The sequence below is a fragment of the Marivita sp. S6314 genome (genome assembly GCF_023015985.1).
Taxonomy (GTDB): domain Bacteria; phylum Pseudomonadota; class Alphaproteobacteria; order Rhodobacterales; family Rhodobacteraceae; genus Marivita.
Map to the genome: position 1 here is coordinate 513,677 of NZ_JALKAO010000001.1, position 12,682 is coordinate 526,358.

The 12,682-nt window shown below is 61.5% G+C and carries 11 protein-coding genes; 2 read left to right on the plus strand and 9 right to left on the minus strand.

Annotated elements, in window-relative coordinates:
* Positions 1–69: 69 nt before the first annotated feature.
* From MWU54_RS02570 to MWU54_RS02600, 7 genes are all read right to left on the minus strand, one after another.
* Complete coding sequence (locus tag MWU54_RS02570; RefSeq protein ID WP_247080560.1) at positions 70–1,269, minus strand: aminotransferase class V-fold PLP-dependent enzyme; 1,200 nt, start codon at positions 1,267–1,269, stop codon at positions 70–72.
* A gap of 127 nt (positions 1,270–1,396) precedes the next feature.
* Positions 1,397–3,253, minus strand: a complete 1,857-nt coding sequence (locus MWU54_RS02575; protein ID WP_247080562.1) for a BCCT family transporter — start codon at positions 3,251–3,253, stop codon at positions 1,397–1,399.
* Positions 3,254–3,436: 183 nt separating this feature from the next.
* On the minus strand, positions 3,437–4,426 hold the full coding sequence (gene acuI / locus MWU54_RS02580) for an acryloyl-CoA reductase (RefSeq protein ID WP_247080564.1): 990 nt from the start codon (positions 4,424–4,426) through the stop codon (positions 3,437–3,439).
* A gap of 69 nt (positions 4,427–4,495) precedes the next feature.
* On the minus strand, positions 4,496–5,599 hold the full coding sequence (locus tag MWU54_RS02585) for a dimethylsulfoniopropionate demethylase (RefSeq protein ID WP_247080566.1): 1,104 nt from the start codon (positions 5,597–5,599) through the stop codon (positions 4,496–4,498).
* Positions 5,600–5,681: 82 nt separating this feature from the next.
* Positions 5,682–6,191, minus strand: a complete 510-nt coding sequence (locus MWU54_RS02590) for a DinB family protein (RefSeq protein WP_247080568.1) — start codon at positions 6,189–6,191, stop codon at positions 5,682–5,684.
* A 1-nt stretch (position 6,192) separates the two neighbouring features.
* Entirely contained in the window at positions 6,193–6,897 is a 705-nt protein-coding gene (locus MWU54_RS02595) for a DUF1326 domain-containing protein (RefSeq protein ID WP_247080569.1), read from the minus strand.
* Position 6,898: 1 nt separating this feature from the next.
* Positions 6,899–7,687, minus strand: a complete 789-nt coding sequence (locus tag MWU54_RS02600; protein WP_247080571.1) for a DUF2182 domain-containing protein — start codon at positions 7,685–7,687, stop codon at positions 6,899–6,901.
* A 61-nt stretch (positions 7,688–7,748) separates the two neighbouring features.
* On the opposite strand from MWU54_RS02600, the gene MWU54_RS02605 reads away from it, so the two are divergent.
* Positions 7,749–8,501: a GntR family transcriptional regulator gene (locus tag MWU54_RS02605; protein WP_247080573.1), complete on the plus strand. Its 753-nt coding sequence runs from the start codon at positions 7,749–7,751 to the stop codon at positions 8,499–8,501.
* 107 nt (positions 8,502–8,608) lie between these two features.
* Here MWU54_RS02605 and MWU54_RS02610 read toward each other — a convergent pair whose 3' ends face one another.
* Positions 8,609–9,361, minus strand: coding sequence for a cytochrome c biogenesis protein CcdA (locus MWU54_RS02610; protein WP_247080575.1), 753 nt, complete (start codon positions 9,359–9,361; stop codon positions 8,609–8,611).
* A 104-nt stretch (positions 9,362–9,465) separates the two neighbouring features.
* Between MWU54_RS02610 and MWU54_RS02615 the strand changes: the two genes are divergently transcribed.
* Positions 9,466–9,687, plus strand: a complete 222-nt coding sequence (locus MWU54_RS02615) for a sulfurtransferase TusA family protein (RefSeq protein ID WP_247080576.1) — start codon at positions 9,466–9,468, stop codon at positions 9,685–9,687.
* Positions 9,688–9,740: 53 nt separating this feature from the next.
* Here MWU54_RS02615 and MWU54_RS02620 read toward each other — a convergent pair whose 3' ends face one another.
* On the minus strand, positions 9,741–12,674 hold the full coding sequence (locus tag MWU54_RS02620) for a ribonuclease E/G (RefSeq protein WP_247080577.1): 2,934 nt from the start codon (positions 12,672–12,674) through the stop codon (positions 9,741–9,743).
* Positions 12,675–12,682: the final 8 nt, after the last annotated feature.

Genomic DNA, 12,682 nt, shown 5'->3' on the forward strand with positions numbered 1-12,682 from the left:
AACGCGCGCCTGTCTTCTCTGGTTCAAAAATACCTCGGGGGAGCGCCAAAGGCGCGGGGGCAGAGCCCCCTACAGCACCGCGTCCAAAGCCTCGATCAGCTTGGTCACTTCGTCCTCCGACGTGTAATGCACAAAGCTGAGCCGCAACACACCCTTGTCCATATCCACCCCCATCGCCTCCAGGGCGCGCACGGCATAGAAATCCCCACCGCCGCACATAATGCCATGGCCCGCTAGCTCCGCCGCCACCTCTTCGCCCGACCGGTTCAGCGCCAAGGCCACCGTCGGCGCGCGCACCGCTGCATCGGAGGGACCAATCAACCGCACCGAATTGCGGTCCTTGACCGCGTCCAGCAGCGGCTGCAACACCCGCACCTCGTGATCGCGCATCAGGTCATGCGCGCCGGACGCCCCGACCCCGTGATGCGCGCCCAGCGCCTCCATGTAATCCGCCATCCCGGCACAGGCCGCGACCTGCGCATGATCCGGCCCTGCGGGCGTGAACCGTTTATACAGGCTGTCTGCGTTGAAATAATGCCCCTGGTTCGGCAACAACATCCCAAGCGCGCGCCGGATCGCCATGATCCCCTGATGCGGGCCATAGGTTTTGTAGCTTGAAAACAGGTAGATATCCGGCCCCAACTGGCCGACATCGACAAACCCGTGTGGCGCATAGCTGACCCCGTCGACACAGACAAACGCCCCCGCCGCATGGCACAGTGCGGTGATCTCAAGCACCGGATTGATCTCGCCCACCACGTTTGAACAATGCGGGAAACACACCAGCCGCACCTTCTCGTCCAACAGGTCTTCCAGATCATCGGTGTCCAGATGCCCGGTCTCCGGGTCCACCTTCCATTCGCGCACTTCGAATCCCTCATCGGCCAATCGCCGCCACGGGCCGGTATTGGCCTCGTGGTCCTGATTGGTCACGATGATCGCATCGCCGGGCGACATGAACTGCCGGAACGTCTGCGCCAGCACATAAGTGTTCTGCGTCGTGGACGGGCCAAAACTCACCTCGTCCGTCTCGACCCCCAAAAGCGCGGCAAGCCGTGCGCGCGCCTCGTCCATCTCTTCACCACCCAAACGCGACGCTGTGTAGTGGGAATAGGGCTGCACCTTGCGTTCGCGGTAAAACCGCGTCAGCCGGTCGATCACCGGCGCACAGGTATAGGACCCACCGGCGTTTTCGAAAAACGCCTGTCCCTGCAAAGACGGCTCAGAGAATGCCGGGAATTGCGACCGGACAAAATCGATATCAAGCATGACACACCCACGTATTGTTTCGCGCAGATGACCTTGCTTGCGCCACAGGGTCAAGCAGATGACCCGTCAAAGCCAACGCCCCGACCAATCGCTTGGCCGGGGCGCTGTTCGCGTGATGCGGTGCGGGTTACTCTGCCGGGCTGTTGGCCGCGTCGACCTCGGCCGAGGTCGAGGCCACGCCCTGTTTCTGACGGTGGCTGTCACGCCAGATCGCCTTGAGCACCGAAATCCCCATCAGCACCATCACCGCCGAGAACGGCAGCGCGCCAATGACCATCGCGGTCTGGATCGCACTCAGGCCACCGGCCATGATCAGACCACCGACAACCAATGCCAGCGCCGCCCCCCAGAACAGGATATGCGGGCGTGCTTTCGGGCCTTCGTCGCCCGCCGCGTTGATCGTGTTGATGATCAGCACCGCCGAGTCAGCAGACGTCACCAGATAGGTCAGCAACAGGATCACAACAATCACCGACATAATCCAGGCCAGGTTTTCCGACAGCATGAACGCCAGCATGGCGAACAACTGATCCGACTGACCGGCCCCGACGATGGCCCCATCGGCGCCGCCGTTGAGTTCCAGATCAATCGCGGTGCCACCCACGATGGCGAACCAGACAAAGCACATCACCGCTGGAATGATGATCGCGCCCAGAACGTATTCCCGAACCGTCCGGCCCTTGGAAATCCGCGCAAGGAACACGCCGACAAACGGCGCAAACGCGATCCACCATGCCCAGTAGAAGATCGACCACGCGCCCTGCCAACCGGACAAACGGCTGTCAGTGGCCGCCGCATAGGCCGCCGCGATATCCGCTTCGGGCAACGCAGCCGCTGCGGCTGGCAACCCTTCGGCAAAGGACTGCAACGATCCCCACGGGCTTGTCGCAGACCCGTAAATCGCCGCGATATCCTCGGCAGGCAACGCCTGAACCGCCGGCGGAACCGACGCAGTGAAGGCCTCCATCGGGGTCGGTGACCAGACCGTCAAGATGTTTCCGGGAATGGACAGGATGTAATCCCAGATCCCCACAAACAGCGCCTGAAGGCCAAACATCGTCGACCCGAAGATCAGGAAGAAGGCCAGGATGAAAAAGCTCAGGCCCATATTGATATTGGACAGCCACTTGATGCCCTTGCCCACACCGGACAGGGCCGACAACGTGGACGCGCCCATGATCACAAGAAGCGCGGTCACAATCGCCATGGTCGACATGGTCTGCCCGCCATCTTCGGTCGCGGTATAAAGCCAGTCACCAAACCCGATCCGTGACAGGCCGGAAACAAACTGCTCCACACCGAATCCCAACGTCTGAGACACCCCAAGCACGGTGGCCACCACGGCGACAACGTCAACAATATGCCCCGTTGTGCCCGACAGCGATTTGCCAAAGATCGGCACCAGCGCCGACCGGATCGTCAAAGGCAGATCACGCCGATACGAGAAATAGGCCAGTGACAGCCCCACGATGGCATAGGCCGCCCATGCCGCCAGACCCCAATGCGTAAAGGACCAGACATAGGCCTGCCGCACATTCTCTGCGCTGCTGCCTTCGGTGATGCCCTGGATGGTGCTTGGGTTGCTGCCCCAGTGATAGAGCGGCTCTGCCGTGGCAAAGGTCAACATCCCGATCCCGATCCCGGCCCCGAACATCATGGAAAACCACGAAAAGTTCGAAAACTCCGGTGTGTCGTCATGGTGCCCCAGCTTCAGGCGTCCCGACGCCGGAAGGATCGCAAGGATCAGGCACACGGCGACAAAGAACGCCATGACGTAGACGTACCAGAAATTGAACGTCGCAAGGATCGCGCTGTTGATCCCCGCCAAGACCGCGCCGGATTGTTCAGGGAACGCAACCGCCCAGAGGATCAGCGCCCCCACGAGCAATTTGCCCGTGACGGTAACAAGCTTCGCAAAGCCCTTGTAAAACCCTTCATCTGCCGTCTTGATCGGCAGATCCATCAGGGGTGGTTTCAGTGCCATGATGAGTGTCCCTCCCAGTTTTCATCATTGTGAAGGGAAGCCTAGCACGAAAATCCACCATCGGTCACGTCATTGTCACGAAAACCTGAATATTTTTAAATATTTTCAAATATTTAGCTCAAGACACACAAACCGGGGCGATCAAGGCCGCCCCGGCTGGTCGTCTCTGTCTGGCGCGCGCAATCAGCCCGCGGCAACATCCACAACAACACGTCCCTTGACCTGACCCTTGAGGATATCCGACCCAAGTGTCGGCAAATCCGACAAACTGGCGGGCTGGATCATCGCATCCAGCTTGTCCATCGGCAGATCCCTGGCGATCCGGTCCCAGGCCCGCACCCGGTTGTCATAGGGCTGCATCACGCTGTCGATCCCCAACAGGTTCACACCGCGCAGCAGAAACGGAATGACGGTGGCCGGCAGGTTCGCGCCACCGGCCAGACCGACGGCGGCAACCGACGCGCCGTACTGCATCTGCCCCAGAAGCCGGGCCAGCATCGCGCCCCCGACCGCATCCACGCAACCGCCCCAGGTCTCCCCTTCCAGCGGCCGCTTGGTCGCCTCGTTGATCTCGTCCCGTGCAACGATCTGTGTCGCACCTAACGATGTGAGGTAGTCCGCCTGCTCCGGACGCCCGGTCACAGCAGCCACCTCGTGCCCAAGATTGGCAAGGATCGCCGTCGCAACCGACCCGACCCCCCCGGCGGCCCCGGTCACCAGAACCGGACCGCTCTTGATGCCGTGGTCTTCCAGCGCCATCACCGCCAGCATCGCGGTAAAGCCCGCCGTGCCCACCGCCATCGCATGCCGTGTATCCAGCCCGGCAGGCAGCGGCACCAGCCAATCGGCCTTGACCCGCGCCTTCTGCGCGTAGCCGCCCCAATGCGCCTCGCCGACACGCCAGCCGGTCAGAACAACCTTGTCGCCCGGCTTGTAGCGATCATCCTCCGACGCCTCGACGGTTCCGGCAAAGTCGATCCCCGGCACGTGCGGATAATTGCGCACAAGCCCGCCCCCCGGCCCGATGCACAAACCGTCCTTGTAGTTGACCGTCGAATATTCGACCGCCACCGTCACCTCGCCTGCGGGCAGATCCTTCAAACCGATCTCTTCCACAGCGGCAGAGGTCTTGCCACTCTCCTCGTCCTTCCGAACGACCAACGCATTGAACATCCCTGTTCTCCTTCCTCTTGCCAAAAATACCTCGGAGAGCGCGAGAGGCTGGCCTCTCGCTCCCGCCGTCTACAACCAGAACGTCTCCCAGACCGATGCGGGTCGCACCTCATTGGGCAACACCACGTCCAGATCCGTGCCTTCATCCCAATGCGTCATCCGCACCATGCCAATGGCCACGTTGGTGCCAAAATCCGGCGAATAGGCGGCACTTGTCACCCGGCCCACCTGAACATCTCCGGCCATGATCGGCCAGACACGATCGCATCCCGGCACAGGATCGCCGTAAATCTCGATCGCGCGCACCTGGCGCACAGGTCCTTCCTGCGCCACGCGCAACAGCGCGTCCCGGCCGACACAGCCAATCGCCGTCTGCGTGTTGCAGAACTTGCCCAGCCCACATTCATGCGGCGTGTTGTTGTCCGTCATGTCGTTGCCATAACTCAGCAACCCGCCCTCGATCCGTTCGATCAGGTTGGGGCAGCCCGCATGCACATCCAGATCCTTGCCCGCCTCCATCAGCGCATTCCAAAGCGGCATGCCAAGGTCGCTGCCCTCGACATAGATCTCGAACCCGCCCTGCCGCGAATAGCCCGACCGGGCCACCGCCAGATGACGCCCCTGGAACTCCAGCATCCGGAAGCGGAAGAACCGGATATCGCGCACCTCGTCGCCGAACACGCGGGCCATCAGATCATCGGCTTTTGGCCCCTGCACCGCCAGCGGCGACACATCGGGTTCACACACCAGCACATCAAGCCGGAACCCGTAGACCAGCCCCTTGACCCAATACAGCAAATCGCTGTCCGCAATCGAAATCCACCACCGATCCTCGGCCAGTTTGACCGCCACCGGATCGTTCAGCATCCCGCCCGTCTCATCCACGATGGGCACATAGTAACACTGTCCCGGCAACATCGACCGCAGATCGCGCGGCGTCAGCATCTGCATCAGACGCCCCGCATCCGGACCGCGCAGTTCCACCTGGCGTTCCGCCGCGACATCCCAAAGCTGCACCGCACTTTTCAGATGCCGGTAATCCTCTTCCACTGACCGGAACACCGTCGGCAACAACATGCGGTTATAGACCGTATAGGCCTTTACACCGGCCGCCTCCACGCCTTCGGAAAACGGGGTCCGCCGCAACCGGCGGGACCGAGAAATCAAAGCCATGCGCACTCCCCATGCACAAATGTCGGGATGGCGGGCGGGGCGTCGCGCCTGCGCGCGCGCCGCTCGACTTCCCGAACGGTGGTTACAACCAGGGCCCGTCTTCGGGCATAAACAAAAGATCGGTCACAGGCGCCGTGGCCCCGGCGGCTGTCAGCATTGCGTGGATTTGCCCGCGGTGGTGGGTCTGGTGATTGAACAGATGCATCACACACAGATCAATCGGGTGTTCGAAGTCCTGATCCATCATCACCGAGCGCCACGTCACACGGCCCTTCAGATCCACCGTTTTGAGGTTTTCGGCCCAGCGCAAAATCCGGGCATCGGTCTTGTAGCGCTCCCCGGCCCAGACCGCAGGCGTCGCCGTCAGGGTCAGGTGGTCCCCCTCGGGCGCAGGGCCAATCCCCAGCCGCCACATCCAGACGCGGTCGCCCCACAAAAGATGGTTCGCGGTCTTGAACAAGGATCCGAAAAACGCCTTGCGCTCCTTGCGCAGCGCCGCATCGCTGAGCGTCGCAAACGCCTCGCGCAGCTGGCGGTTCTGCCAGGCATTGTACCGCGCCAGTGTCACGCAATACTCCCGCGTCACATGCATTTTACTTCGGTCCCGACCAGTCGATCGGGCAAATCTCGGCCGACTTGCCGCCGAAATCCCAGATGCGACCGTAATCACGTACTTTCGATTTCACGCCGCGCGCCGCGATGATGTCTGGCCCCATCCAATACTTGGAATTGGTGATCATCACCGGATGATCCGGATCACCGCCGTCGATCATCTCGATCTCGCCCTGGATCTTCCGCCCGATGTAAAGCCCGCGCTTCTTACCATCGCGCACAATCTCGACCTTCTCACGCTCCGCTCCGACAATGTCACTCACCAGCATGGTGAACAGACCCGTGGTTCCACCGGCAGCCCCGCTAAAAATCTGCAGGATACCGTTATACGCCTTCCCGCTCGCGCGCTCATCCACATAGGCCGCGACTTTCCAGCCACCTTCGGCCATGCGGCCGGGGATTTCGACCATCAGACCGACATTCAGCCCAGACAGGTCCTCACCCTCGTAATGACCCTCATCAATGGCAATCGCCATCCAGGCATAACAGTGCCCTTCCGTCGGAGGATGCGCGCCAAGGCTGACCACACAGGGACAGAACACAGTACACGAACAGTTCAGGAACAGCTCGCCTTTAATCGCCCACTCCGTCGGCGTCATCCGCCGCCGCTTGGGGTTGTCCATCCGCTGGTCGATCCGCTGGCTGACCGGCAACCGGTCCGCATCAGGGCGTTTTTTCACAGCCATCTTATCCTCCCACAATCACGGGCCAGCCGATCACTGCGGCACCTGCCGCGATCAGAGCAACGCCCATTGGTTTTGTTGTATAATGCCCGATCTGGGGCAGCTTTTCGATCACCATGAACAGCGTCGCCAGCCCCATCCAGGCCAGGTTCATCACCCCGCCGACAAAGCCCAGCGCCATGAACCCCCAGCAACAGCCCACGCAGAACACGCCAAGGCCCAGACCCATGCGCACCCCACCCAGACCGCCGGTTCTCCAGCGCGTCAGGAAGTACGACATCGGGCTGTGGCAAACGCCGTGACAGACCTCTTTCACCTTTGTGAACTGGAACGCGCCGACAAGAACCAGCAGACCACCCTGCACCCAATTGCTGCGGGCGATGCCCAGCATGTCGACCACGCCACCAAAGAGAAGCGCCAGTTGCACGGCGGTGATCAGCGCCGCGAAGGCCACCCAGATTACGCCATACCCCAAAAGCACGCCCCACCACCCGATACGGGTGCCATTGGCACTGACCATCAGGTCTTCATAGGCCCGCAGGGTCGGCACCATGGTGGGCAACATCATCGCCGCCATCATGATCGCCCACATGGTAAACAGCGGTCCGAACTCGGCCATGGGCATATACATGTCCATCCGCGGGTCCATAGTCTGCATGGCCTGGCCCATCGGCCCCGGTCGCCCCAAAAGGTCGAGGTCCATGCCGATCGCCATCATGTACAGAAAGACCCACGACCCAAGGATCGCCCCAAAGAACGTCAGCCATCCAATTGTGCGAAATGTGCCCTGCACGCGGTCGCCTCCCCAGACTCACCTTGACCTGATCAATGTCAGACAATTAAATGTCTGACAAATGAAAAATGCAAAACAAGCCCCCAGCCTGTCCGTCCAGATCGCCGACGCCATCCGCGCCGCGATTGTCGAGGGCGCGCTTCTTGTCGGTGACCGCCTGCCGTCCGAGGCTGAACTGGCCGAGCAACACGGCGTGTCCCGGGCGACGGTGCGCGAAGCGCTCAAACGGCTTGCCGCGCAATCCCTGATCCGCACCGAACGCGGGGCGTTTGGCGGGGCCTTCATCAACCATCTGTCCTACGATGAGGCCCGACCGCAGCAAGTCACCACCTCAACGCTGTTGCTGGGCATGAATGCCGTCAGTTTTCAGGTCGCCTGCGAAGCACGCTATGCGCTGGAGCGCAGCTGCACGTCGCTGGCCGCGGAACGGCGCACGGACGCCCTGCTGGACACGATGCGCTCTGAAATCGCGCGCCAATCCGACCCGGACCTGACAGACGAGGCCTTCTGCGCCTCGGACGTGGCGTTCCACCGCGCGCTGGTCGACAGCGCGGCGAACGAAGTGCTGAGCTATCATCTGGCCGGCAGCGTTGAGGCCATGCAGCCTCTGATGAACATGATCACTTTTACAGCCCGGTCGCGGGCCGAGATCGTTCGATTGCACCACCAGATCGTTACAGCTTTGGTGGAGCGGCGATCAAATCAAATTGACGAGGCTCTGACGGCGCTTGAACACTACACGATTACCTTGGGCCAGACCGTGATGCAGCGACGCCGGACAGACGGCATGTCAAAGGATGGCCTGACATCCTGACGCGGCTTTCGAGTGCACTTCACCATTTCTTTGCATCTGCGTGAAAGAATCTTCGTACGAAGATTCTTGGGGCGCTCTAGTAAATTCTGGGGACTCTGACGGAGAGGCTACCCGAGCAGCGCAAGACCCGGAAAGGTTTCCAACAACCAGAATGCAAAGCTGGTGAACGCGCCCGTGACAAGGGCCACACCCACGACAACCAGCAACGCCCCCATCGCCAGTTCGATCTTGCGCATATGCTTCTTGATCCGGTTCATCAGACCCATCGCGCGGGTCATGAACATCGCAGCCAACAAAAACGGAATACCCAAACCCGCCGCATAAACGCCCAGCAGCACGGTTCCCCGCGCCACAGACGCCTCGGACGCGGCCAAGGACAGGATCGCCCCCAGTTGCGGACCAATGCACGGCGTCCAGCCAAAGGCAAAGGCCAGCCCCAGAACATAGGCCCCGAACGCCGATCCGCCTTGCTCCCCGGCCTCCAGCCGCTTTTCCTGATCCAGGAACGGGATCCGGAACACACCCAGAAAGTGCAGACCAAACAGGATCACCACAACCCCGGAGGCCTGCGCCAGCTGTGTCTGGTATTCGAGGAAAAACGCCCCGAAGGCCGACGCGGTAAAGCCCAGCAGGATAAAGATCGTCGACAGCCCAAGCACAAAGAACAGCGCCGCAAGCACCGCCCGTCTGCGTCCCGATCCGCCCTGCTCCATCTCGGACACGCTCACGCCGGACATATAGGCCAGGTAGGGCGGCACAATCGGCAGAACGCACGGGCTCAGGAACGACAGCGCGCCTGCCAGCAAGGCAATGCTCATGGCCGGGAACAGGGCGGCGTCGATGATCTGGAATTCCAACATATCTTGGACATATGCCAACGCGCCAACCCTGTCACGCGACGCACGGTCACATGATCGTGCCAGACCGGTGGACAGACCGCCGCACTGCGCCTAAGTCGGTGCGTATGACTGACGATCTTGATGCCACCGGACTGCTGTGTCCCCTGCCCGTTCTCAAAGCCCGCAAGCGCCTGATGGGTCTGCCCCCTGGTGCATCACTCACGCTGCGCACCGATGATCCCGCAGCCATCGTGGACGTCCCGCATTTTTGCAATGAGGCCGGTCACAAACTGGTCAGCAGCCAGGAAGACGGCCCTGACATGGTCTGGGTGATTCAGAAGGCCTGAACGCAAAACGCCCCGTGAAAATCACGAGGCGTTCTGTCAGGTTTCGATCAGGTTCAGCGCCCCAGAGACCACCATCCCCGCCGCTTCTTCTTTGGCGCGTCATCCGTGGCTGTCTCTGACTCTGCCGGTTCCGGCGCGGGGTTGGGCGCGGGGGCTGCAGGCTCCGGCGCATCTGCGACCACCGTGTCCGCTGCGACAGGCGCCGCAGGTGCCACCGCGTCATCAGCAACCGGCTGCGCAGGGGCTTCAGCTTCCGCAACGACGGTCTCCGCTGTTGCAACCGCCTCTGCCGCGACCACTGTTTCGGCCTCTGGTGTCGGAGCTTTCTTCGCCCGACTGCGGCGTGCGGGCTTCTTCTCAGCCGCGTCTGACGCGGGCTCCGCGCCCTCTACAGGCTCCGCTTTCTTTCGCGTGCGGGCCCGTGGCTTTTTCTTCGGTGCCGCGTCTTCTGCCGCATCATCGGGCGTGTCTGCCTGCGCCTCGGTGTCAGCCGGAGCCTCTGCGTCCGCCTTTTTCTTGCGCGCGGGTGTTTTGCGCGCGCGGGTTTTCTTGGGGGCCGGGGCCTCCTTTGCTGCATCCGCGGGGGCCTCTGACGACGTCACAGCGGCATCGGTAGCGGGTTCGGCCGCGCCCTCTGCCTCTGCCGCAGGGGCATCTGCCTTCGGCTTGCGAGTCCGGCTGCGTGTGCGTTTGGGCTTGGCCGGCGCATCCTCTTCCGAAGCATCGGTCCCGTCCGCACTGTCTGTCTTAGGCGTATCAGACGCGGCCTCTGCCGCCTCGTCCGGCGCATCACTCGACTCGTCCGGTGCAGAACCGTTCCCTTCGGACGCCGCCTCGGATCCGGTCTCGCCATCTTCCTGACGATCGCGGTTGCGATTGCGGCCCCGACCACCCCGACGCGACCGACGACGGCGCTTCTTGGGCTTCTGATCGTCATCTTCCGACGCCTCGACCACCTCGTCCGTCTGGTCATCGTCTTCCGATGCCGCATCCTCGTCGATCTGATCCATCAGGGACGTATCCACCGACACGACCGGCGCAGTTGCCTCAGCAACCGACCGGGTCGCGGTTTTGAACTTCTCCATCGTGAAGTCCGGGCTGACCATGTGCACATCGCCTTCGATGCGCACCGACAGGCCATAGCGGGCTTCGATCTGCGCCACATGTTCGCGCTTCTGGTTCATCAGGAAGTTCGCAATGGAAACCGGACACCGGACCAGCACTTCGCGCGACCGGCGGCGCACGCCCTCTTCCTCGATCTGGCGCAGCACCTGCAGCGCCATGTTGTCGTCAGACCGGATCAGCCCAGTGCCATGACAGGCCGGACACGGCTGTGTCGTCGCCTCGATCATGCCGGGACGCAGACGCTGTCGGCTCATCTCCATGAGGCCAAAGCCGGAGATCCTGCCCACCTGGATGCGAGCGCGGTCGTTCTTGAGCTTGTCCTTGATGCGCTTTTCCACGGCGGCGTTGTTCTTGCGCTCGTCCATGTCGATGAAGTCGATCACGATAAGGCCCGCAAGGTCACGCAGACGCAACTGACGCGCCACCTCTTCGGCGGCTTCCAGGTTGGTCTTCAGCGCGGTTTCCTCGATGGACCCCTCTTTCGTGGCCCGACCCGAGTTCACGTCGATGGCCACCAATGCTTCGGTGACACCGATCACGATATACCCGCCGGACTTGAGCTGCACCGTCGGGTTGAACATGCCCGACAGATACGATTCCACCTGATGGCGCGCAAAAAGCGGCATCGGGTCGATGTAGTTTTTAACGTTTTTGGCGTGGGACGGCATGATCATCTTCATGAAGTCCTTGGCGATGCGGTAGCCGCGTTCGCCTTCGACCAATACTTCGTCAATCTCGCGATTATAGAGGTCGCGGATCGACCGTTTGATCAGATCGCCCTCTTCGTAAATCTTGGCAGGCGCAATCGACTTGAGCGTCAATTCGCGGATCTGCTCCCACAGGCGCTGCAGATATTCGTAGTCGCGCTTGATCTCGGTCTTGGTGCGCTTGGCCCCCGCCGTCCGGATGATCAGACCCGCGCCCTGTGGCACGTCTATTTCGTTGGCAATCTCTTTCAGCTTCTTGCGGTCCGGTGCGTTGGTGATCTTGCGGGAAATCCCGCCCCCACGCGCCGTGTTCGGCATAAGCACACAGTAACGACCCGCCAGCGACAGATACGTGGTCAGGGCAGCACCCTTGTTGCCGCGCTCTTCTTTCACAACCTGCACCAGAAGGATCTGGCGCACTTTGATCACTTCCTGGATCTTGTAGCGCTTGGGACGTGGCTTGCGCTTCGGACGGATGTCGTCCTGGGTGTCGTCATCGGCAACCGATTCAATGCTCTCGTCGCGGTCCGACGGCTGCGCCTTGTCCTCGTCATCCTCATCGTCGTCATCGCTCGACGCGTCGTCAGATGATGTATCCGCCTCTGCCGTGTCCTGCGTCAAAGCCTCGTCTTCGTCGGGCTCGTCCACCGGTGTGTCGGCAACGGTTTCCATCGGCGACAGACCTTCGGCGCTGTCTGAATCTTCGGTCAGGTCAATGGTTTCCATGCCGGAAATCTCGTCCGACACGTCTTTGGTGGCGACGGCATCATCCGTTTCGGCCTTGGCCGCCTTGGACCGGCCCCGACCCCGCCCCCGGCGGGATTTCGGTTTCTCGTCTTCCTCGTCGCGCTTGGCCTGCGATTCCGCGTAGGCGCGCTCTTCTTCAAGCAGCGCTTCACGATCCGCGACAGGGATCTGATAATAATCCGGATGGATTTCCGAGAACGCAAGGAACCCGTGGCGATTGCCGCCGTAATCGACAAACGCCGCCTGAAGCGACGGTTCGACCCGTGTTACTTTTGCGAGATAGATGTTGCCAGCAAGCTGGCGCTTGTTTTCGGACTCAAAGTCAAATTCCTCGACCTTGTTTCCATCGACCACCACAACGCGGGTTTCTTCCGCGTGGGTGGCATCGATAAGCATTTTCTTAGGCATAAAGTCCG